17 protein-coding genes are annotated in these 22217 nt (G+C 54.8%); 6 read left to right on the forward strand and 11 right to left on the reverse strand.

Going from position 1 to position 22217, the window contains the following annotated elements; all coding sequences use genetic code 11:
- Positions 1–109: 109 nt before the first annotated feature.
- From ABDW36_RS13915 to ABDW36_RS13925, 3 genes are read left to right on the forward strand one after another with little or no spacing between them, the layout of a single operon-like run.
- Positions 110–1822 (forward strand): amidohydrolase family protein, encoded by a 1713-nt coding sequence (locus ABDW36_RS13915; protein ID WP_343702518.1) that lies wholly within the window; start codon positions 110–112, stop codon positions 1820–1822.
- Positions 1823–3715, forward strand: coding sequence for a gamma-glutamyltransferase (locus tag ABDW36_RS13920; protein WP_343702519.1), 1893 nt, complete (start codon positions 1823–1825; stop codon positions 3713–3715).
- Positions 3716–3760: 45 nt separating this feature from the next.
- Complete coding sequence (locus tag ABDW36_RS13925) at positions 3761–4636, forward strand: SMP-30/gluconolactonase/LRE family protein (protein WP_343702520.1); 876 nt, start codon at positions 3761–3763, stop codon at positions 4634–4636.
- Between the two features lie 7 nt (positions 4637–4643).
- Here ABDW36_RS13925 and ABDW36_RS13930 read toward each other — a convergent pair whose 3' ends face one another.
- From ABDW36_RS13930 to ABDW36_RS13940, 3 genes are read right to left on the reverse strand one after another with little or no spacing between them, the layout of a single operon-like run.
- A complete protein-coding gene (locus tag ABDW36_RS13930; protein WP_343702521.1) occupies positions 4644–5453 on the reverse strand; it encodes a DUF5995 family protein in 810 nt (269 codons plus the stop codon).
- 20 nt (positions 5454–5473) lie between these two features.
- The gene (locus ABDW36_RS13935) at positions 5474–6616 is read right to left on the reverse strand and encodes a methionine aminotransferase (protein WP_343702522.1); all 1143 of its coding nucleotides are present in this window, start codon (positions 6614–6616) and stop codon (positions 5474–5476) included.
- A 26-nt stretch (positions 6617–6642) separates the two neighbouring features.
- Positions 6643–7566 (reverse strand): ABC transporter ATP-binding protein, encoded by a 924-nt coding sequence (locus tag ABDW36_RS13940; RefSeq protein ID WP_343702523.1) that lies wholly within the window; start codon positions 7564–7566, stop codon positions 6643–6645.
- 359 nt (positions 7567–7925) lie between these two features.
- Between ABDW36_RS13940 and ABDW36_RS13945 the strand changes: the two genes are divergently transcribed.
- A complete protein-coding gene (locus tag ABDW36_RS13945; protein WP_343702524.1) occupies positions 7926–8579 on the forward strand; it encodes a response regulator transcription factor in 654 nt (217 codons plus the stop codon).
- Here the strand turns inward: ABDW36_RS13945 and ABDW36_RS13950 are convergent.
- The 3 genes from ABDW36_RS13950 to ABDW36_RS13960 form a co-directional block, all read right to left on the reverse strand.
- Positions 8569–11583: an ATP-binding protein gene (locus ABDW36_RS13950; protein ID WP_343702525.1), complete on the reverse strand. Its 3015-nt coding sequence runs from the start codon at positions 11581–11583 to the stop codon at positions 8569–8571. The genes ABDW36_RS13945 and ABDW36_RS13950 overlap by 11 nt on opposite strands.
- A gap of 131 nt (positions 11584–11714) precedes the next feature.
- Positions 11715–12623: a serine hydrolase gene (locus ABDW36_RS13955; protein WP_343702526.1), complete on the reverse strand. Its 909-nt coding sequence runs from the start codon at positions 12621–12623 to the stop codon at positions 11715–11717.
- Positions 12624–12655: 32 nt separating this feature from the next.
- Positions 12656–13519, reverse strand: a complete 864-nt coding sequence (locus tag ABDW36_RS13960; protein WP_343702527.1) for an AraC family transcriptional regulator — start codon at positions 13517–13519, stop codon at positions 12656–12658.
- A gap of 77 nt (positions 13520–13596) precedes the next feature.
- Here ABDW36_RS13960 and ABDW36_RS13965 point away from each other — a divergent pair, with 77 nt between their 5' ends.
- The gene (locus ABDW36_RS13965) at positions 13597–14559 is read left to right on the forward strand and encodes a zinc-binding alcohol dehydrogenase family protein (protein WP_343702528.1); all 963 of its coding nucleotides are present in this window, start codon (positions 13597–13599) and stop codon (positions 14557–14559) included.
- A 1-nt stretch (position 14560) separates the two neighbouring features.
- Here the strand turns inward: ABDW36_RS13965 and ABDW36_RS13970 are convergent, their stop codons facing one another.
- Positions 14561–15358, reverse strand: coding sequence for an aminoglycoside phosphotransferase family protein (locus ABDW36_RS13970; protein WP_343702529.1), 798 nt, complete (start codon positions 15356–15358; stop codon positions 14561–14563).
- A gap of 54 nt (positions 15359–15412) precedes the next feature.
- Here ABDW36_RS13970 and ABDW36_RS13975 point away from each other — a divergent pair, with 54 nt between their 5' ends.
- Positions 15413–16582, forward strand: coding sequence for a glycosyltransferase family 87 protein (locus ABDW36_RS13975; protein WP_343702530.1), 1170 nt, complete (start codon positions 15413–15415; stop codon positions 16580–16582).
- On the opposite strand, the gene ABDW36_RS13980 is transcribed toward ABDW36_RS13975, so the two are convergent.
- From ABDW36_RS13980 to ABDW36_RS13995, 4 genes are all read right to left on the reverse strand, one after another.
- Complete coding sequence (locus ABDW36_RS13980) at positions 16568–18703, reverse strand: right-handed parallel beta-helix repeat-containing protein (protein ID WP_343702531.1); 2136 nt, start codon at positions 18701–18703, stop codon at positions 16568–16570. The two genes, ABDW36_RS13975 and ABDW36_RS13980, sit on opposite strands and share 15 nt — an antisense overlap.
- Positions 18704–18722: 19 nt before the next feature.
- Entirely contained in the window at positions 18723–19241 is a 519-nt protein-coding gene (locus ABDW36_RS13985) for an N-acetyltransferase (RefSeq protein WP_343702532.1), read from the reverse strand.
- 34 nt (positions 19242–19275) lie between these two features.
- Positions 19276–20181 (reverse strand): helix-turn-helix transcriptional regulator, encoded by a 906-nt coding sequence (locus ABDW36_RS13990; RefSeq protein ID WP_343702533.1) that lies wholly within the window; start codon positions 20179–20181, stop codon positions 19276–19278.
- Between the two features lie 70 nt (positions 20182–20251).
- Positions 20252–22186, reverse strand: a complete 1935-nt coding sequence (locus ABDW36_RS13995; RefSeq protein WP_343702534.1) for an SGNH/GDSL hydrolase family protein — start codon at positions 22184–22186, stop codon at positions 20252–20254.
- Positions 22187–22217: the final 31 nt, after the last annotated feature.

Genomic DNA, 22217 nt, shown 5'->3' on the forward strand with positions numbered 1-22217 from the left:
CACGGATGAAGGAGCGGTGCGCAACGGCTGTACAACAGTTTGCGCACCGTTTCTTTTTTAATAACTTGGACAGGAAATATTACTATCTGGTATCCCTAAATCCTGATACATGTCTGGAAAACCTGTTATCAACTGCCATACGCATATTTTCACGGGAGACAGCGTACCGCCCTGGCTGGCGAAAAAGTTCCTTCCCTGGCCGTTTTATTACCTGCTGCCCGTTACGCTGCTGGTAAAGCTGTGCCGGGCCTGGTTCCGCGGGCCGCACCGCTGGCGCCACCGCGCCTGGCATAAAAAGCTCACCCGCGCATTATACCGCTTCTGGATATTTGTCAACCGCAACTATATTGCCACCACGCTGCATACCATTGTTGGCGTAGTGCTCACCTACCACATCCTGTTCTGGCTGCAGAACCTGGTCAGCCCTGACAGCTGGGTGTACGGCCCCTTGCAGCGGCTGCGGCAGCTGGCGCAAACCTATCACCTGGAAGTACCGGTGGAGAGCATCTGGCTGCAACTGTTGTGCATACTGGTATTCCTTACCCTCTTCCCTTCCGGCCGCAACCTGATATTTTTTGTGCTGCGCCAGGGCTGGAAGCTGCTGCGCAGCCTGCCGGGAGAACAAACCCTGCGGCTGGCGGAGCGCTACATGAACCTGGGGCGCTTTTCCTTTCACACCAAACAACGCACCATCCTGGGCCGCCTGATGCGCCAGTATGAAACCGGTACCCGCTTCATCATTCTGCCGATGGACATGGACTACATGGGCGCGGGCACGCCGCCGGTACGCTACCGGCAGCAAATGGAAGAGCTGGCCCGGCTGAAAGAAAAGAACGATCTGAAGGAGCTGATACATCCCTTTGTATTTGCAGACCCGCGGCGCATAGCAGCGGAGCCGGATTACTTCCGGTACCGGGTGGAAGAAGGCCGTGTTGTGCTGGAAGATTGTTTCCTCAAAACTTACCTGGAAAACAAGGCCTTCAGCGGCATCAAGATATACCCCGCGCTGGGCTACTTCCCCTTTGATGAAAAGCTCCTGCCGCTTTATAAATACGCCGCAGACAATGGCATCCCGGTTATGACGCACTGCATCAAAGGCACCATTTTCTACCGGGGTCGCAAGGAAAAAGACTGGGACCAGCACCCGGTTTTCAAACAGGCCATGGGAGACAACACCTACCAGCCGCTGCTGCTGCCGCAAAAAAAGAATATAGACTTTACCCTCAACTTCACCCACCCGCTTAATTACCTGTGCCTGCTGCATCCGGAACTGCTGCGGCAACTGGTAGCATCGTCTGCCAACCCGCTGCTGCACCAGGCCTTCGGCTACAACCCTGCAACAGGCGCCATGAGCGGCAACCTGGAGCAGCTGAAGCTCTGCTTCGGGCATTTCGGCGGGGAAGACCAGTGGGAACTATTCTTTGAGCACGACCGTGAAAATTACAGCGCCCGCCTGTTCACTCACCCGGACCGGGGTGTGGAGTTTTTGACGGATGATGACGGGCGCCCCTCTCCCGGCAAGCTGGAGCAGGTCTGGAAGTGGGTAGACTGGTACACCATTATCTGCAGCCTGATGCTGCAATACCCGCAGGTATATGCGGATATCAGTTATATCCTGCATGACGGGGAGGCCGTATTCCCCCTGCTGAAACAAACTTTGCAGCACCCCGTACTGCGCCAGCGGGTGCTGTACGGTACGGATTTTTATGTGGTGCGCAACCACAAGAGTGACAAGCACCTGCATGCCGCCATGCTCACCGGCTTGTCTGAAGAAGAGTTTGCGCTTATTGCCAGCGTCAATCCAACGAAGTATCTTAGGTAAATGAAACTGACCTGCTTTATTTTGCTGCTGCTGGTTGCCCCTGCCACACTGCTGCATGCCCAGCAAACCCAGAAACCGCCGTTGCACGGCAAGCACTGGATGGCCATTACCGGCAAACCGCTGGCGGCCACTGCGGGCGCCGCTATTTTCCAGCAGGGCGGCAACGCGGTAGACGCAGCCTGCGCCATGCTGGCAGCCACCTGTACCATGTGGGACGTGCTGAGCTGGGGCGGGGAAACACAGGCGCTCATCTACCATCCCAAAACAGGAAAAGTAATTGCCATCAACGCCCTGGGCGTGGCCCCTACGGGCGCTACACCGGCTTTCTATAAAGCAAAAGGCTACAATTTTCCGCCGGAGTACGGCCCCCTGGCCGCGGTTACACCGGGTACGCCCGGCGGCCTCTGCTATATGCTGGCCCAATACGGTACCATGAGCCTGCAACAGGTGCTGGCGCCGGCCATTGAAATGGCGAAAGGTTACCCCATGGAAGCGCAAACGGCCAACAGCATAGAAAGAGATAAAGCCCTGATCAAACAATGGCCTTACAGCAAAGCCGTGTTCCTGACCCATCCGGGGGAAAAACGCGAAGCGCCGGAAGCGGGCGAAATATTTGTGCAACGTGATCTGCTGGCTACGCTGGGCAAAATGGTGGAAGCGGAACAGCAGGCGCTCAAAAGCGGGAAGAACCGCAAGCAGGCCATCATGGCGGCGTACGACCGTTTTTATAAAGGAGACATAGCGCGAGAATTTGTACGCGGCTGCCGGGAGCAGGGCGGCCTCATTACCATGGAAGACCTTGCCCGCTGGAAACCGGTAGAAGAAGAACCGCTGCACGTCAACTACAAAGGCATAGACGTATACAAACTGCAGGAATGGACGCAAGGGCCCGCGCTGCTGCAAAGCCTCAACATGCTGGAGAATTTTGACCTGAAGGCCATGGGCTATAACTCCACCCGGTACATTCATACGCTGTACCAGGTGATGAACATGGCCTTTGCCGACCGGGATTTTTATTACGGAGACCCTTCCTTTTCTCCGAAACCTCCCATCAAAGGCCTGCTGAGCAAGGCCTACGCCAAACAACGCGTGCAGCAGATGCTGGCAGACAGGAATGATGCTGATGTACAGCCGGGAGACCCCTACCCTTTTGAGGGGAAAATGAACCCCTTTTTGTCTTTGCTGAAAGAAAGAATGAAACTCTCTGATACCGCCGCGCCGGCCAAACCGGGGCAGGTGGTGCCGAAGCATGATGTGGTGGCGGCAGCCGAAGCCGAATACCAGTCACGCCTCTGGCGCGGCACTACCACCGTAGAAGCCGCTGATGCCGAAGGCTGGGTGGTATCTATCACGCCCAGCGGCGGCTGGATGCCCGCCTGCATTGCCGGCCGTACCGGCGTTGGCATGAGCCAGCGGGCACAGAGCTTTGTGCTGGACGCCGTGATCAATCCCTTTAACGTCATAGCTCCCGGCAAACGCCCACGCGTAACGCTCACCCCTTCTCTGGCGCTGAAAGACGGCCGGCCCTACCTGGCCTTCGGCGTGCAGGGCGGCGATACGCAAGACCAGAACCTGCTGCAGTTTTTCCTGAACATGGTAGAGTTTGACATGACGGTGCAGCAAGCCACGGAAGCCGCCAACATCAACAGTGAGCAGCTGTGGCTTTCACTGGGCGGAGACAGCCTGAAGGCGCGCCTGCCCCGGCCGGGGCACCTGCTGCTGCAGGCCGGCACGTCTGCGCAGACAAGGACGGAGCTGGAAAGGATGGGCTACAAGCTGAACTTCAGGCAGCGCACCAGCGGGCCCATCAACGCCATTTATTTTGACCGGAAACACGGCTCCTTATGGGGCGGCAGCAGCAACCACGGGGAAGATTATGGCATAGGGTGGTGATTTTCCCGGTATTATTCCTTACAATTGTTAAAATATCCATCGTTCATGAAAACACTGGCACTGCTGTTTTGCATCTTTCAACAACCTGATTCACTGCCTGGCGTAGTAGCCCCTGGCGCCGTACCGGAACTGGTTTCCAAACAGTTCAGCTTCACGGAAGGCCCCGCGCCGGACAAAAAAGGCAACATCTATTTTACTGACCAGCCCAATAACCGGATATGGAAATATGATACGGAAGGCAAGCTGAGCCTTTTCCTGGAACCTGCCGGCCGTTCCAACGGACTGTACGTAGATAAAAAAGGCAACATCATAGCCTGTGCCGATGAAAATAACGAGATGTGGAGCATTACGCCGCGCAAGAAAATAAAAGTGATGATGAAAGATTATGCCGGCAAAAAGTTCAATGGTCCCAATGACCTCTGGATAGACGCCAAAGGCGGCATCTACTTCACAGACCCGTACTATCAGCGCAATTACTGGACGCGGCAAAAAGGCGAAATAGAAGGCCAGAAAGTATACTACCTGCCCAAGGGTAAAAACCAGCCCATACCGGTGGCAGACGACATTAAAAAACCTAACGGCATTGTAGGCACGCCCGACGGCAAACATTTGCTGGTGGCGGACATTGGAGACAACAAAACCTACAAATATGAAATCAATCCAGACGGCAGCCTGGGCAACCGGGTGCTGTTCGTGAACAAGGGAGGAGACGGCATTACGCTAGACAACCGCGGCAATCTCTACATCTGCGGCAACGGCGTGAGCGTGTTCAACCCGCAGGGCGAGCAGATAGCGCAGATACCGGTACCCGAAAAATGGACGGCCAACGCCTGCTTCGGCGGCAAGAACCGCGACATCCTTTTTATGACCGCCTCTACGGCCGTGTACGTACTGAAGATGTCGGTGCAGGGCGTGGAATAGCCCGCCGCTATGCGGGCATGCCCTGTTTCGTTGAGATGTACGCCTTGTGGTACTTATACAACGCCCCGATGATCTTGCGCGGGCTTTTCCACTCAAATAAAAAGATGATGAAGGTGGTGAAGCGCACCAGCCCTTTGGGTTTCTTAAGCGCTTCCGCCAGCTTTTTGATAGACGCGTCCCGCGCTTGCAGGCATTCTTCCCTTTGCGTGCCCTGCTTGCCGCTCAGCTCTTCCGCAAACCCCCAGGCCCCGTCACGCGCGTTGCTGATGCTGAACTGAATGAGGATAGACTGCCCGTTTTGTGAATGCAGGCCAAACAGGGAAAGCAACGGGGAAATGCGGCTGATCTCGTTGGTTACCTCAAAAGTGAGCGATCCAATAATGTTGTTGATGCTGATGAAATCCCGGTGCATGGCCTGGATGTCTCCCCCGGCCGCACAATCTACAGCGGCAATGCCCAGGTCATAGTTGATATGCGCGTTCATGCCCAGCAGCAATTGCTGCAGCAGCACCACCGTTATTTTGCGGGTACCGGCAAAGGCCACGGCCCAGGGGCCGGAAGGCGGCTGCCCGTGGCGCCACTGGTGTACCGCCTCCAGGTAGCGGTTGGCAAAGAACACGTCCAGCCGTTCCATACGGGCGCCGTCTTCAAATTCGTTGTTCAGGATGCCTTCTTTTACGCGTACGGTCACCTTATGGTACAGGGAAGCAAAGTAGCCGATGCGGTCATTTTGCTGACGGGCATTTTCAATAATGCCGTTCAACTGGTCAATCACTTCATCTATGGAAGCGGCAGGGGTAAATACAGGCGTGTTCATATGTTGGGGTTAGTTGATCTTTACACTTTCATCAATTGCTCCACGGCTTTTTGCAGCGTTTCTTCCTTTTTGGCGAAACAGAAACGCACCACCTTATGGTCTTTCCCCGACTGGTAAAATGCAGATACCGGTACGGTGGCTACGCCTGCTTCTTTAGTGAGGCGAACGGCAAAATCAGCATCCCCTTCATCACTGATGCGGTGGTATTGGTAGCATTGGAAGTAGCTGCCATGGCTGGCCAGGGGCGTAAAGCGGGTGTGGCTCATCAACTCCGCGAAATAGTCCCGTTTGGCCTGCATGAAGCTGCCGAGCTGCAGGTAACTGTCCCGCTCCCGGAGGAAACCGGCCAGCGCCACCTGGGAGGGCGTATGGCAGGAGAAACAGTTGTATTGATGCACCTTTCGGAACTCCTGCATCAATGCCGGGGAGCTAACGCAGTAGCCCAGCTTCCAGCCGGTGCAGTGGTAGAGTTTGCCGAATGAAAAAGTCACAAAGCTGCGCTCCAGCAGGTCTGGATAGCGGAGCATGCTCTGGTGGGGAATGCCGTCGTATATCAGGTGCTCATACACTTCGTCACTCAGTATAAGTATAGACGTATCTTTCACTATGGCGCGCAGCTGCTCAATATCTTCCCCGGAAAGCACCGCCCCTGTAGGATTGTGCGGGGTATTGAGCATGATCATGCGCGTGCGGGGCGTAATGTTGCGTTTTACTTCTTCCCAGTCAATTTTATATTCCGGGAACTGCAGGTCAATCAGCACCGGCACCGCGCCGTTGATGCGGATGTTGGGAATGTAGCTGTCGTAACAAGGCTGGAATACGATCACTTCATCTCCGGGATGCAATACTGTGGTAAGCGCGGTATAAATGCCGTAGGTGCCGCCAGGGGTAATGGTGATCTGTGTATCAGGATCGATCTGGCTGCCGTAAAGGTACACCGCTTTTTCAGCCAGCACTTCGCGCAGCGGCATATGGCCCTGCATGGGCGCATACTGGTTAAACCCCTGCTGCATGGCCTCATTTACCTGTGCTATCAGTTCCGCGCTCATGGGAAAATCAGGAAAACCCTGGCCCAGGTTCACGGCCTTGTGCTGCGCGGCCAGTGCGCTCATGACGGAGAAAATGGTTGTGCCGGTATCCGGAAGCCTGGAAGTGATCTGCATAATGGAGCAAAATACAACATCTTCCCCTAATTCGCCAGCGCCACATGCACCGTGTCTCCCGGCTTGATGCTGCTGTCTATGGTGCGGATGGTTACCAGTTCGTTGAGCAGCATTACTTCCAGCTCAAAGGCGTTGCCCAGGTAGTGCACCTTTTTCACTTTTCCCATCAGGGTATCCGGTGTGCCGGTCACAATGTGCAGGTCTTCCGGCCGCACAAACATGGTTTTACCACCGGAGGCAATCTGGTTGAACTTGCCGAAGAGGCCGGCGGCGTATTCGTTCACCGGGTGTTTGTATACCTGCCGCGGGGAGCCTTTCTGGATCACCGCCCCGTCTTTCATCACCATGATCTGGTCTGCCCAGGGCAGTATGTCTGTAGGGTCGTGAGATACCAGCAGGCAGGTGATCTTCAGCTTTTCGCTCAATTCGCGGATGACTGATTTCAGGATGTTCTTGTTGATGAGGTCGAGGTTGGAGAACGGCTCGTCCAGCAACAGGAGCCGCGGGGCCGTTACCAGCAGGCGGGCCAGGGCAATACGCTGCTGCTCCCCGCCGGAGATCTGGTCGTTCTTTCGGTTCAGCAGGTGGTCTATACGGCATACCCTGTACAGGGCAGCCGCATCCGCAGCGGACAGCTTGTTGGCATATTGCAGCAGCTCCGCCATTTTATAATTATTGCGCAGCTCGTAGTGCTGTGAGAGGTAGGCAATGCCGGAATGACCCGGTATCAGCTTTTCCATGGGGCCTTTCACCTTCTGCTTTTCAAATAAAACCTCCCCTTCGTCTGCCTGTGTAAAGCCTGATATGATCCTGAGTAAAGTGCTTTTGCCGGAGCCTGATTCGCCCACTATGGCTATATTCTGGAACCTGTCCTGTTTAAAAGAGATGCCTTTCAATATATGTTCCCCGCCTATCCATTTCTGGATGCCCGATACAGTTAATAAATGCATAATTTCGATAATACCTTTAAAACTAGCAATTCCGGGCTAAAATCCGGAATTTTCGCTTCTTTCAGCAATTATTATTCCTAACAGGCGGAGGAGGGGCTGTCATCATACATTAATTAATCATTTATATAAATTAAGCCTCCTGTGTACACAGGAGGCCTGTCCGAAGTAAGTTGATCCTAATGTATCCCGAATGAAGAACGATTGTTGTCTTCACTATCAGTGCAGTAAAAATACCAGGGTAATATTTGTATTTATGTAGAATATTTATAAAATTTACCTCGAAATATTTCTACAAATAGAAACATTTCTACATCCTTACACCGGAATCATGCCCTATTTGGTAACCATATTTTTTTCCCATGCCTCATTTTCTCATTGCCGAAGATCATAGCGTAGTACGCATGGGCGTTATTATGCTGATCAGGGAGATGTACCCCACCGCAGATATTGCAGAAGCCGAAACATTTGACGACGTTATAAGAATGCTGCCCAGGCAGCGTTATGACGTGCTGTTGCTGGACATTCACATGCCGGGAGGGGATAATATCCAGATGATAGACGCTACCAGGTTGCGTCAGCCTGACATAGCCATCCTGGTCTTTTCCAGTTATGATGAGTTGCTTTACGCCCCGGGTTACCTGAAGGCCGGGGCAGACGGGTACCTGTCGAAGAAATCTCAACCGGAGGAAATGAGAACCGCTATCCAGAAAATGCTGAACGGGGAAAAATACATCAGCACGCCGGTACAGGACATGCTGTTGAATGACCTGCGGCGCCCGGCGCGCGGCAACGGGAACGGACGGAAGGCGGCCGTTTTGTCTGACAGGGAAACGGAGGTGATGAACCTGCTCATCAAAGGGGCCACCGCAAAAGAAATAAAGCTGGCGCTTAACATCCAGCACTCTACTGTGAGCACCTATAAAAACAGGATATTCGAAAAGCTGAAGGTATCAAATGTGATAGAGCTGGCCCATAAGATACGGATATCTTCTTCCCCATCGTCTAACACCTGATGCGGAAACAGGTGCCCTGACCTTTTTCTGCCGTTACGCTGATTTCCAGCTCCAGCATGGCCACCAGTTCCTTTACGATCATGAGGCCGATGCCGTTCACCAGGTGCAGGCCTTCCCGGGTAGTGCCGGGCGTGTTGATCCATTGTTGTATGGCTGGCTTCAGGCCCGGGCCGGTATCCCGTATTGTGATGCAGACGCTTCCCTCTTCTCCTTCCCCGGCATCAATATCAATGCTGCCGTTGCGGGTAATTTTCACCGCGTTATCTACCAGGTTATGCAGGATAACGGAAATCAATTGTACATCCCCATTCAGCTCCAGGCTTGCCGGTATATGATTGCGCAATGCCGTTCCCCTTTCTGCCGCCAGCCCTTTGAATATCATCAGTGTTTCATCTGCCGCGGGCGCCAGCGCAAAACGCTCAATACGATTGGGCCGGTCTGCCACCTCCACTTTCAGATATTTCAGCAGGTTGTTCACCATATAGTACAGCCGGTGAGTATGCTCATGCATCACTTTTGCGGCCGGCGCCATGGCGGCCTGCTGTTCCTGCAATTCTTCATATATTTTCCCTGACAACAGGTGCTGGTATTGGAGGGGTGTCTGAATGTCGTGGCTCACGGAGCGGATGATCTTTTCCTGTATATCCGTACGGCGCTGCAGCTCTTCTGTTTTCAGAGCTACGGCGGCTTTCAGCGCACGGTTCCTTTCTTCGGTATACCTTACCCGCAGCTTCATCAGCAAATAAAAACAGGCCAGGCAGCCCAGCAGGCAGGCAACATAAAACCACCTCGTCTGGTACCAGGCCGGCAGTACGCGCAGCAAAATGCTCTTTTCCGTAAAATTGTCCCTGCCAAACCCGTTCATCTTCCTGATCAGTAACCTGTACGTACCATGCGGTAACGTGGACAACGAAATATGCTTCTGCGACAAAGGAAGCCAGAGCGGCGTTTCTCCATCTTTCACCAGCGCGTACCGCATTTGCAGATTGAGGCCGTTGGTCATATTGGGCGAGCTCAGAAAAATGCTGAGGTATTTGAAATCACGCGGCAGCTCCAGCGTTTCCAGAGGCGGTAGCGTTGCTTTGTCCAGCTCGATCCTGTCAATGAACAGGTGGGGCCCCGGCAAGAGGGGGCGCATGCTGTCCGGCCTGAAAAACACCAGCCCGTTAAGCGAAGGCAGGGAAACGTACCCGCTTTCCAGCCTGACGGCGCAGGGCTGGCAACCGCCGTTGAACTCATTTGTTCTGAAGCCATCCTGCCTGTTGTAGTGATGATAATAAGGGGTGAGCGTTGAATCATGCGCATAGGCCAGCAGGTCAGCCCTGCTTGCCTGGAAAAGCCCGTTGTTGGTGGTGATCCACAAGAAACCGTTATTGTCAGCCACCATGCAATGTGCAATGGCCAGGTATTCCTGCTGGTCTAGCGGAAAAGCGGTGAGCCTGTTGCGATAATAGCGGAAAAAACCGTGGCCGTAGGTGGTCAGCCATACTTCTCCTCCCGGCAATACAAGCAAGCTGCGCACATATTTGCCGTTCAGGCCGGGTATGGTGTCAATATGTTTGTTTGCAATATTTATCAGGTATGTCCCCTCGTCAGTGGCAGTATATAATATATGTTCCTGCCGGGCCATATAGGTAACGTCTTCCCTTATTGTCAGGAACCATTCCGGCTTTGCCGTTTCATCATACAAAGACATTGTGGCAAGCCCCTTTTCCTTCACCCCTATCCAGAGCCGCCCGTCTCCTCCTTCGTAAACAACCGAGATGCTCCCCGGCAGCTTCCATTTTTTCAGCAGGCGGTAGCTGTTCTTTTCAAACTTGTACAACCACTCGGCCCATTTGATAAACACATTTCCCAGGCTATCCGCCACCATGCTGTACTGGTTTGAAGGCATCATTTGCCGTACCGCACCTATGATGCGCGGAGGTGTGCTCAAGCCTATCAGGTCTCCCTGCGCCGTCAGTATTTCTTCGGGGCCCACCGCTGCCTGACCATAATATGCATCGTCCCGGTCATGAGCCCCGCGGGTAAAGAATTGTTGTGCTGATAATACATACAATCCCCTGATGGGACTGCCAAGGAACAGCTTGCCTTGTTCCTCACTGTAATATGCGCAGGTGAATTGCCGGACCGGCAGGTCAAAGCCGGTAAACAGCAGGCGTGTAGACAATTGCCCGTCTTTGCCAGCCAGTACCAGGTACAAACGATTGTTGAAATATACAATTACATTTCCCTGGATGTAGCCATTCCAGAAAACGGTCATTTCATTGCTGCTGGTGCGGAAGAGGGGATCTTTGCGGATATCTCCTCCCAGGGGCGCCGTCTGCGGTTTCCTGTCAAACATTGTGACCATGCCTGACTGGTGCAGGAAATAAAGCCGGTGGCCGATCAATGCAAAGTTCCAGCTGCTGTCAGGTATGAAGGGTATGCTGAATTGCCGTACACTATCGTGGTAATAAGACACCTCATTGTTCTTCCATGCAAAAAAGTTGCGCCGGCCGGTATACATATTCAGTTCCCGGATGTGCAGGCCCCATTGCCTGTGCTTGAACGGCAGTCCCGCCATGCGGGAAACCCCTGTATCTGCCGGGTTATCGGGGGCATAGGTGACAAGGTAGTTGCCAGGGCGGTTCTGCAGGTTACTGTCCAGCAGCGGGCGGCCGTTTATCAGGCGGATGTAGTCATCCTTATCGGTGACACAGGAGAGCTCTCCCTGCGGGTTGACGTAAAAATTGATCACTCTCTTGGAGGAAAGCCGGAGATCGGCCATACGGAAAGCCACAATGCTTTCCCCATCGTAACGGGCCAGGCCGTCTTCCGTGGCGGCCCATACAAAACCGTAGGGGTCTTGCGCTATTTTCTTGACGCTGTTCTGTGGAAGGCCGCTGGAGTTATCGAACCGCATCAGCATGTAGGGCACTGAATCTGGCCTGGTGGCGCCCAAAGAGCCCATGCCTGCAAGCAGGCAAACGAAAAAAAAGATCAGGCAAGCTTTCCGGTTCATGTAAATAGGCAGAAAGCGCCAAGATACAACCTGAAAAGCAATAAATATAACTGTGGCGGCTATGGGAAAACCGTCTTGCGCACCATGTAGTTATGGTGAGGCTGCCCGCCAATGTGTAGTATACGCGCTGACTAAAACTTGTCTTTCCGGAAAGTGGCCGTCCATTTGCTGCGCGGCTCGAAATGTTTCCAGAGGTAGGCGGAGATGGTGCGTATCATTTCAATGGCTTCATTATCTGGTTCCCAGCGCTGGTCTTTGTTGTTTTTGGTGCCAACATAAAACACATAGTCTCCGTGCGGTGCATTGACCATTACCAGTTCAGAGCGGGAGTCGTTCACGGAGCCGGTTTTGTGGGCGGCCTGTACGTAGGGAGGTATTTGTGAGAGCGCTGTTTCGTCGTAGTAGCCCCTGCACATGAGCCGGTACATTCTTTCGCTGGCGGCCTGGCTGATGATTTCACCACGGCGGATTTTTATCAGCAGCGTAGCCATTTCCCGCGGGGTGGTCTGGCCCCAGCCGTAAATTTTCCAGATATTTTCCCGGCCGGGCGTACGGGAGTTGACGCGGGTATCTTTCAGGCCGTACTGTTCCATCAGGCGGTTCACTTCCACGCCGCCGCCGGCCAGACGCTGGTTCCAGAGGGACGTAGTATTATCGCTGTAAGACATCATCAGCGCGGCAAGCACGCTCACTTCCGTAGCTGCGCTGTCTTTGAAAAACTGCATCAGCCCTGAGCCGCCGTATTTGGCGGAGTCGCGGTAAACGAGGGATTGGTGATACCCCAGCTCGCCGTTTTCCAGCTTATTGAACAGGCCAACCAGCAGCGGCACCTTTACAATGCTGGCGGTGGGAAAAATGGTGTCCGCATTAATGGCGGCCCAGGCGCCGGTTTTAAGGTGCTGTACATATATGCCGGCCGTGCCATTGAAGCGGCTTACAATGTCCTGCAGCGCCTGCTGCATTTTGCGGTCCGGTTTGTTTTTCTGTGAAAAGGCCAGTACTGGGATGAGCAGGAGCAGAAGGAAGCTGAATTTTCGCATAAGCAGAGAATAATAGTGCAAAATACAACCCGTTACCTGTATTTCTGCAGGTAATCCCGTTTGTATTCCAGCGGTTTTTTATTGGTAATGAACTTGAACTGGTGATTGAAATGAGAGATATTGTTATACCCGCATTCATAGCCTATTTCCGATACGGTTTTTTCATCTTCCACCAGCAGCTTGCAGGCGTGGCCGATGCGTACTTCCATGAGGAACTGCACATAGGTTTTCCGTGTTCTGTTCTTGAAAAAGCGGCAGAAGGAAGGGCGTGTCATATGCAGGAGACCGGCCACGGTGTCCAGCGAAATTTTTTCCCGGTAGTGGCGCATGGTATATTCAAAGATGGTTTTCACCCGTTCTTCATCAGTAACGGGGCCAGGGCTTTGCATAAAGCCGGTGGAAGAAAGCGGCACACAATCCCGGCTGTCTGCAATATCCTGCAGCAGCAACAGGAGGCTAACCATTCTGCGGCCGGGAGTGTCTTCCAGCATCTGCTCTATCAGCCGCCCGGCGTGCTCGCGGATGGTCCCTTCCAGCCGGAGGCCGTTGGCAGCACGGGCAAAGAGGGTACGGATGTCTTTCGACTCAGGTAGGTTCATAAAATACTCGCCCAGCATTTCCGGCATGAACTTTACGCAGATGGTCTCCCCGTTTTCCATATGCGCTGCCTCATGGCGGAAACAGTGTGGCAGGTTGGAGCCCGTCATCACCACGTCTCCCGTTTTGAAATGGCCGATGTGGTCGCCTATCAGCCAGGTACCGGCACTGCTCCTGATAAAAAGCAGCTCTATTTCCGCATGGTAATGCCAGTTATTGACCATCTGCATGCCAACATCTTTACGCACGGTAAAAGAGAGGTTGGGCGTGGCCGTCATCTGTCGCAATGCTGGTTTCATGACGGTGTTAATATAGTGCAATTTTTTGAAGAAAAGCGCGCGGGGAAAGGGGCAGGAAATTGATATGTTTGCAAGATATGAAAGCACTGATCTGCAACACACCGGGCCAAATGGAATACATAGACGTACCGGCTCCCGAGATGAAAAAAGGGCATGCCATTCTCCGCATCCGCCGCACCGGTATTTGCGGCACAGACTTTCATGCCTACCAGGGCACGCAGCCTTACTTCAGCTATCCCCGTATACTGGGGCATGAACTGTCTGGCGAGCTGGTGGATGCAGACGGTGCAGAAGGTTTTGCTGCCGGCGAAGCGGTCACCTTCATTCCATACTACCATTGCGGACAATGCGGCGCCTGCCGGCAGGGCAAAACCAACTGCTGCGTGCAGATGCAGGTTTGCGGCGTGCATGTAGACGGCGGCATGCGGGAGTACCTGCTGGTGCCTTCCGCGGCGCTGGTAAAGCAGCCCGGCCTCAGCCTGGACGAGCTGGCGCTGGCAGAACCGCTGGCCATTGGCGCGCATGGCATCCGCAGGGCGGGCGTACAACCGGGAGAAACCGTGCTGATAGTAGGCGCCGGGCCAATAGGGCTGGGCCTGATGGAATTTGCGAAAATAGCGGGCGCACAGGTAACGGTAACAGACCTTGATCCTGAACGGCTGGCGTATTGCCTGCAGGCGGGCGTCAATGTTACAGACAACCCGGCCGGCATGGCGGCAGATGTGGTGATAGACGCCACGGGCAACCTTGCCGCGCTCAACGGCTCCCTGCAATACCTTGCCCACGGCGGGCGCTATATATTGGTAGGGCTGCAGAAAGAGGCGCTCACCATCAGCCATCCTGAGCTGCACAAAAGGGAAGGCGCCATCATGAGCAGCAGAAACGCCACCCGTGAAGATTTTGACCAGGTAACGAAAAACATTGCCGCCAAAAAGATAGACCCGGCTTCCTATATCACGCACCGCGTGCGTTTTGAAGACCTGAAAGACCTGATGGAAAACTTTCCCCGCAAAAGCATCAAGGTGATGGTGGAGTATTGAGTTATTTTTCCAGCTCCGCTTTCACCAGTTCCGCAATAGCCAGATCTATTTCCGCCGCCTGGTTATCTTCCAGGAACCAGATGGCCGAAAGGCCCGCCCAGGCCAGCGTCCATTGCAGCAGGCGTTTGCGCTCCAGGCCGGCGGCTTGGGTGATAACGTTCAGCCGGCTGAGGAAGCGGTGTGGCGGTGTGGCGGAGTCAAAATCAGGATTACAAAAGATGTTGGTATAATCAAAAGCCCTGTCTCCGATAATCCATTTGGGGTCAATAGCCAGCCACCCGTGCTCCCCGAAGTCAAGAAAATTATCGTGGTGCACATCTCCATGCAGCACCGTTATTTCCTGCTGATCGTTGAGCAGCGCTTCAGCGGTGGCGGCGGCATCCAGGAAAATACCACCGTATTGATGGGCATGCAGCTCCAGGTCACGGAACCATTCTTTCAACGTCTTCAGCACGGGCAGCGGCTGCCGTTTTACAGCATGCAGGCGGGCCGTGGCGGCGCAGAGTATGCGGGTGGCCGCTTCGTCTTCCCCGTTCTTTGCCATAGCGGCCAGAGACCTTGTACCTTGGGCGCGTTCCATCAGCAAGGCTGCTTCGTCATGTTCCAGCACGGGTGCCGCCCCTTCCCCGTTCCACCATACCATGATGGAATTGCCCGCCTTTTCATCCGGCTCATGCGCAATTTTCAGCATGGCGGGACGGCCGTGTTGCGTTACGGGCAGCAGCCGGCTGCTGTGCGTGATAATGGGCTCGCCGTCCGGTACCAGCTGCCAGCGCGCAATGTAATCTTCGAATTGCATTCGTAAATCTAAATAATAAACTATAATTTCAGCTCGCCCGGAAAACCCGCCTGCATGAAGAAAAAATTTACGCTCTCCCTGCTGGGAGAAAAAGACTGGCCTGCGCTGCTGCTCTGGTTCGGACTGTCCCTGATAGTAGCCGCCAAGGAACTGCTGGTGCATAACATGAACAACTACATCATTTTCAAATATGTGTTCCTGCATGTGCGCGGGCAGCAGCCATTGTATATTCCCTACCCCGAGTACTTTGACGTGAACATGTACGGCCCGCTCTTCAGCCTCATCATTGCGCCCTTTGCACTGCTGCCTGATTTCCTGGGCGCCATGCTGTGGGTAGCCTGCAATGCGGCCTTCCTGTATATTGCTATCCGGCAGCTGCCTTTGAGCCGCATACAGCAAAACCTCATCCTCATTTTTTCCAGCCATGAGCTGATGGCGGCCAGCAGCTACTTCCAGTTTAACCCGGCCATAGCGGCCTGCCTCATACTCAGCTTTACGCTGATACTGAAAGGGAAAGATTTCTGGGCGGCCTTTTTCATTATGCTGGGCACCTTTACAAAGCTGTACGGTATTGCGGGCCTTGCCTTCTTCTTTTTCAGCAACCACCGCCTGCGCCTCATAGGCAGCCTGGCGCTGTGGGCGGGCGTTCTGTTCATATTGCCGGTGTTGCTGGCGCCGGCAGGCTACATCCTCAACACCTACCGGGAATGGATGGCGGCGCTGGTGCAGAAGAATACCAAGAATTACCAGTTTGAGCAAGGCGTCGTGATGCAGAATATTTCCGCCATGGGTTTCATACAACGTGTTTTCCGCCTGCCGCAGCTGAACAACTGGTGGGTATTGGGGCCGGGAATGCTGCTTTTCTTTTCGCAATACAGCCGGCTGAAATGGAGCACAAACCCGCATTACCGGCTGTACCTGCTGGCCTCTACCCTGCTGTTCACCGTGTTGTTCAGCACCAGCTCGGAATCTCCCACCTACATTATTGCTTTTCCGGCGGTATGTATCTGGTACGTGCTGCAATACCCCACCAAATGGAACAACGCGCTGTTTATTTTCATATTGATAGGCTGCAGCTTTTCGCACTCAGACCTGGTAACGCCCTGGGTGAAAAAGAACATCGTGATCCCTTATGCTTTCAAGGCCTTTCCCTGCCTGCTGCTGTGGCTCATTATTGTATACCAGGTGCTGCGCGGTCAATTTCTCCGCCTAAAGCCCGTCTGACCCGCTTTCCCGCTCTTTCACCATACGGTCAAACTGCGCCGCCAGGCGCGGGTCAAAAGCGGCCAGCTGTTTCCATGCAGCGGAGCCGTACACGCCGGCCTTGGTGTAGTCAAAAGGTTTGAACCCGATCTTTGCCATGGCGGCCTTGTTCTTCACGCGGAAATTATACGCTGTGATATCTGCAAACCCGGGGTCTTCCACAATGGAGTGTTTGTCTTTCCCGGTAGATGCCTGCCAGGCGGTAAGGTCTTGCTGGCCAAAGCGAATGCCCTGCGTGCGGGCATCCCAGTACAGGTTGCTGTCTGCCGTGAAACGTACCTGGTCCCATCGTTTGTCTATCAGCCTGCCTTCGTTCACATAAATGATGTTGCGGGCAAAGTTGAAGGAGCGGTGATCTTCCACGCGGGTGGCTTCCAGTTGCGCCCTGATCTGTGAGGCGAAGATGTTGTTCCTGATCTCGTTCTCCTTACCATAATGCTGATGAAAGGCGGAGCTTTTGCAACGGTATACCAGGTTGTTCTCCATGGTTACGCCGGTAGAGCCTTCGTCTGTATACAGTCCCCAGCCGCCGTAGCCGTATGAGTACACGTGATGGACCACGTTGTTGTTCACCACCGTTCCTTCAGAGGGGCCCAGGGTGTATACGCCACCCATATCGCTCAGCAGGCCCCAGCCCAGGTGGTGAATATGGTTGAACACGATGCGGTTCCTTTTGGCGTAGCTGTGCTTGTAGCCCCATATCCAGCCTACAGACACGCCGGAGTAGCGGAAGTCTGCAATTTCGTTATGGGAAATAGTGTTGTCTGAGGAGTGGAAAATAGTAACTCCAACACCGGTGGGCACCACGTGGCCGCCGGAGCGGAGAATGTTATTGTTTACCGTAATGTGGCGGGTAACGGCTTCCGCGTGAGCAGGTGGCTGCAGTTCTCCTATCTTGACGGCGCCGATGCCCAGGTCGTGCAGGTAACACTGCGTGATCTTGCTATTGGTGCATGCTTTCCTGAACCAGATGGCGTTGTTGCCGGTATGGGCAATTTCGCAGTTATTGAACACGATGTTATCTGCATGGTCCGCCATCACCGCAGCAGGCATGGGAGACGCGGCCTGCACCGGTTCCTGGCCGGCGCGCGTCATGGTATGGCGGGTGTAGCGGAAGGCGATATTTTCAAAGCGGATATGCGCGGCCTTGCGGGCGCTGTCTCCCCGGATGGTGATGAACTGTTCCAGCACGGGCACTTCGGCCACGGCGGTGTTGATGTTTTCCCCTTCGCGCGGCACGTAGAGCAGTACGCCGTCTGGCTGCAGGAACCATTCTCCCGGCGCGTTGAGGAACTGCACGGCATTCTCGAAAATGAACTGGGACGCATTGTCCAGCTTGTTCCACGGCTTCATGGGGTTGCCGGTGATGGTGATGGAAGTATCTGCCGCGGTACGTGCCTGCAGGTACTTGCGGGTACGGTCCCAGGCGTGGTGTATGGAAACGATCACCTGCTCCAGCGCTGCATCAGGTACGGCATGAAGCGCCTCCCATTGCGGTTGCGTGAGGTGTATCTTTTGCGCGGCGTTGTGCCCGTTGACCATTTCCGTAACGCGCCCGGTTTTGTACCACTGCTCCGCATCAGGCGTGCGGGCCAGCGTGGCGCGGGCGCCGTTCACGAAGAGCTGCTGTACGTTGGCCGCATCCTGCAATACACGGGTTTTCCAGAGCCGGTCATTCACCTTTTCAAACGCCGGCAGCTTTTCCGCGCCGGAAATAACGGGCGGCATCTTGCCTTGCCCCCTGAACACCAGCGGGGCGGCAGCGGTGCCGGCATCTTCTCCCGTCAGCTCCAGCGTTTCCCGCACGAGGTAAGTACCGGGCAGCAGGATGATCTCCAGCGGGCCGGTTACCTGGCCGCTGCTGCGGAGCTGCCGTGCTTTATCTCTGGCAGCAGCCATCGTGGCCAGGGGCTTTGCGGCGGTGCCGGGGTTGGCGTCATTGCCGGAGGGAGAAATGTAGATGACGGCAGATCGGGCAGCGGCAGATAACGGCCCGCCTGCAAAGGCAGTGCTGCCTTCAGCCGGTACCGCACGGTTACAAAAAACCAGCAGCAGGAAGGTAATGCGGATGTAATGTATCATTATGTGGATTATAACCCGTTCATAGTCTTTTCCAGTAAATAATTGTGCCCGTAAGGCCACCATGCGGCTTAAGGGCATAGTCAGGTATCACGCCGCTGCGTTGAAAACCCAGCCCTTCATACAAACCGGCCGCGCCATCTTCTTCCGCTGTATCTAAAGTAAGCAGGGTGCGCCTGTGCGCTATGGCCAGCTGTTCTGCCTCCAGCATAAGGGCCCGGGCAATGCCCCGGCCGCGGTAATGAACGGCGGTCATCAGTTTGGCTATTTCGGCACGGTGAGGCTGGTTGGGCGGGCACAACAACTGCAGGGTGACGGTACCTGCCAATACTTCTCCGTCATAAGCGCCCAGCACAATGCGCTCGCCGCGGGCAGCAGCCTGCAGCGAGTTCTCCCAGAAGGCCACCGCCTCTTCCTGCGCCAGCGGATGCATAAAGCTGACGGAGCCGCCGTGCGCAACGGTTTCAATAATGAGCTGCGCCAGCGCAGACACCACCGGGGCAGACGCGGTAAGCGGAGAGATATGAACAGCGGGATGCATCCTTAAAAATAACGAACCATCCTGAATAATTCCCCTACTTGCGGAAATCACGCGGGGTTACCTGCGTGTATTTTTTAAAGAAACGGATAAAGTGAGAGAGGTCTTCAAACCCGAGGCAACCGGCTATTTCTGAAATTGTCCAGCTGGTATGTTTCAGCAAGGCGCGGGCTTCTACCGCCATGCGCTCCGCAATAAGCACGGAAGTGGTTTTACCGGTGGTGGCTTTCAGCACTTTGTTAAGATGGTTCACATGCAGGTTGAGCTGCGCGGCAAACTCCCCGGCAGCGCGGAGTTGAACGGTTTGCATAACGGACTCTACGGGGAATTGCCTTTCCAGCAACTCCAGGAAAAGCGCAGTGATGCGTTCCGAGGCGTTGGAGTCCGTTTTGCCGGGCGTGCTGATAATACCGGGGCGGAGCTTCAGCGCGGTGTGGATAATATCCAGCACCAGGTTGCGCAGCACGTCGTATTTATAAGCGTAGTCCGAGGCTATTTCAACAAACATCTTGTCATATATGGCCCGTACCTGCGCTGCTTCTTCATTGCTCAGGTCCAGCACCGGGAAACCGTCTGGCCGGTACAGCGGATATTCTTTGATGTTGCCATAGCCTTTGAAAAAATCTTCGGTGAACACACAGAAGGTGGCGCTTATGTCGGGGCCTGCCGGCGTCCAGTTATAGGGTATCTGGGGGTTGGCGAAGAGCAGCATGTTCTCCGCTACCGTCATCGTCTTGTCTGCATAATGCACTTCGTTCCGGCCTGTGATGAGGCTGATCTTGTAGTAGTCTTTCCGGCTGTAGGGCATAGGCCGCACTGCCTCGTCTCCCTTAAAGTCCGACAGGCGGAACACGTTGAAGTGGCCCGTTTTCCTGATCATTTCGCTGGGCAGTACGCCCATGCGGCTGCGGTAAAACTGTTCCAGTGATTCCGGTTTCTCCATATGGCAAAAATAAGCATTCTGCAGGGCATGGGGTGGCCGGTATCAAAGGGGAAGCGGTATAATTCAATCTTTATTCATTCACCAGGAAATGGGCTATCCGGCAGGCGTTCCCTTTACTTTCGCTGTTACCTTGCGGGAGAATTTCCACGCGCAAGGTGTGGCGGCCCGGCTTCAGCTCACCGTCCAGCACCAGGTACCAGGGCAGGTGCAGGCCTTTGCTCCATTGCGTGTACAGGTCAATGGTTTTGGCGGCTTTGCCGTCTACCTGGTAGCGGATGGTGGCTGCATCTGGCCCGGCCAGTACGGCCAACCCTACGGCGCGGCCCTGGAATGGCAGCTCAAATGATGCGCCGGTCGTTTCCCCTTCCAGTACGGGCACATTCACAAAACCCGGCCGGGTGCCTTTTTTATCCGCAGGTTGCCAGTTGTCCACTACTTTGAAGCCTTTCAGGCGGACAGCCTCCGTTACGGCGTGGTAGCGGCCTTTGTCATACGCATGGGCATCCAGCTTTTGCGGCAGTTTTGCGCCGGCAGGTTTCGTGGCAGGCGGCAGCTGCAACAGCGTTTTCATGGTCTGAAAATAGATCTCCTGCCCGAAGGGGGAAGGGTGCAGGTCTTTAAAATCGTACTCCCAGCTGAACTCACCGGCCTGCATGCGGTCATATACTTCGCGGGAGAGGTTGATGAAGGAAGCGCCGTAATGTTCCGCCAGTTTTTGATGTACCGCCACTTCTACCGGCTCTTTGCCTGCGGCGTAATCTCCCTGCTTGTCAGGGTCGGCAAAAGCCATCAGCACCGCCGCCGCATTGGCGTTCTGCTGGTACAGCTGGCGCAGGATGCCTTCCAGCGCACGTACCTGTTCCTTTTCGGAAAAACCGTTCGTCCGGTCATTCACCGCCGCTTCCAGGAAGAGGATATCCGGCTTGCCTTGCGCCAGCACATCACGGTTGAAGCGGAAGGCGTGAGGCGTGCTGCCCAGGGAAGGAATGCCGGCGGCTATGAACTGGAAGGTAGTGCCGGGGAAGCGCTCCTGCAGGTATTGCGCCACCTTGTTGCGCCAGCCTTTGTTATGGGTGATGGAACCGCCAAGGAAGGCCACCGTTCCCTTTTTTGTTTCTTCAAACTTGCGGAAGGCCGCGGCCAGCGAAGCGCCGGCTTTGACGTACGCGCTGCTCTGCAGGGGCTGCTGTACGGGCACGCTGTTGCTGTAGATAAAATCTGCCAGCCGTTCAGGGTGCTCAATGTAAAAGTGATGGCCCTGCAGGTTTTGCGGCCCCCTGGTCATGGGAAAAACTGCAGCGGGGCCGCCCAGGCGGGTGTATTCTTTCACCAGCGGGAAGGTATTTTCTTCCGGCGGCACAATGGAATCGCGCAGGCCTATTACATGCAGCACCGGCACTTTGAAAGCCGCCAGGCCGGCCAGGCCTTTCAGCGGAATATCCTCGTAACCCGCAGCGGTGGCTTCCGTTTGGCCGGCAAGCTGCAGCCACTTTGCCCACTCTTCCGGTGCGCCTTTGCCGGCGCCTTTTCCGCCGGGCCAGCTATTGGGGTTGCATACGGGAGCTTCCGCATAAATGCAGCTCACCTTGCCGGGGTTGCGTTTGGCCCAGCCGTACACGTACAGCCCGCCGCGGCTCACGCCCTCCAGCGCTACTTTCGGCGCCAGCTTCCTTTCCCCCACCAGGTGATCATAAAACGCGTCCCATACCTGCATGGCCTGCGGGAGGCCGAACAGGTTATTGGTGTTGACATAAGCCACGTGGAAACCCCGTGCCACCAGTATGCTGTCCATTTCCGTATGCCAGTCAGGGAAATGCGCCCGCCATACCCAGGGGTTACCGGGCAACGCCCGGGCGGGTTTTACGCAAAAAGCGTCACGGCCCTGGAAGCGGAACTGCACTTTTTCGAAACCTTTCCAGTTAACGGTTTTTTCCTGTGCAATCGAAGTGAGGGAGCCTGATAACAGGCAGCACAATGCCCATGCTGACAGTACGCGGAATTTCATGCAAAAAAGCTTTTCGTGGGCGGTAAATTAC

The organism is Chitinophaga sp. (assembly GCF_039596455.1).
Taxonomy (GTDB): domain Bacteria; phylum Bacteroidota; class Bacteroidia; order Chitinophagales; family Chitinophagaceae; genus Chitinophaga.

Coding starts and splice junctions, on each gene's coding strand:
- ABDW36_RS13995 (WP_343702534.1), bottom strand. CDS start 22,186: ATGAAATTCCGCGTACTGTCAGCATGGGCATTGTGCTGCCTGTTATCA.
- ABDW36_RS13960 (WP_343702527.1), bottom strand. CDS start 13,519: ATGAAACCAGCATTGCGACAGATGACGGCCACGCCCAACCTCTCTTTT.
- ABDW36_RS13945 (WP_343702524.1), top strand. CDS start 7,926: ATGCCTCATTTTCTCATTGCCGAAGATCATAGCGTAGTACGCATGGGC.
- ABDW36_RS13985 (WP_343702532.1), bottom strand. CDS start 19,241: ATGCATCCCGCTGTTCATATCTCTCCGCTTACCGCGTCTGCCCCGGTG.
- ABDW36_RS13915 (WP_343702518.1), top strand. CDS start 110: ATGTCTGGAAAACCTGTTATCAACTGCCATACGCATATTTTCACGGGA.
- ABDW36_RS13920 (WP_343702519.1), top strand. CDS start 1,823: ATGAAACTGACCTGCTTTATTTTGCTGCTGCTGGTTGCCCCTGCCACA.
- ABDW36_RS13940 (WP_343702523.1), bottom strand. CDS start 7,566: ATGCATTTATTAACTGTATCGGGCATCCAGAAATGGATAGGCGGGGAA.
- ABDW36_RS13955 (WP_343702526.1), bottom strand. CDS start 12,623: ATGCGAAAATTCAGCTTCCTTCTGCTCCTGCTCATCCCAGTACTGGCC.
- ABDW36_RS13965 (WP_343702528.1), top strand. CDS start 13,597: ATGAAAGCACTGATCTGCAACACACCGGGCCAAATGGAATACATAGAC.
- ABDW36_RS13990 (WP_343702533.1), bottom strand. CDS start 20,181: ATGGAGAAACCGGAATCACTGGAACAGTTTTACCGCAGCCGCATGGGC.
- ABDW36_RS13970 (WP_343702529.1), bottom strand. CDS start 15,358: ATGCAATTCGAAGATTACATTGCGCGCTGGCAGCTGGTACCGGACGGC.
- ABDW36_RS13925 (WP_343702520.1), top strand. CDS start 3,761: ATGAAAACACTGGCACTGCTGTTTTGCATCTTTCAACAACCTGATTCA.
- ABDW36_RS13950 (WP_343702525.1), bottom strand. CDS start 11,583: ATGAACCGGAAAGCTTGCCTGATCTTTTTTTTCGTTTGCCTGCTTGCA.
- ABDW36_RS13930 (WP_343702521.1), bottom strand. CDS start 5,453: ATGAACACGCCTGTATTTACCCCTGCCGCTTCCATAGATGAAGTGATT.
- ABDW36_RS13935 (WP_343702522.1), bottom strand. CDS start 6,616: ATGCAGATCACTTCCAGGCTTCCGGATACCGGCACAACCATTTTCTCC.
- ABDW36_RS13975 (WP_343702530.1), top strand. CDS start 15,413: ATGAAGAAAAAATTTACGCTCTCCCTGCTGGGAGAAAAAGACTGGCCT.
- ABDW36_RS13980 (WP_343702531.1), bottom strand. CDS start 18,703: ATGATACATTACATCCGCATTACCTTCCTGCTGCTGGTTTTTTGTAAC.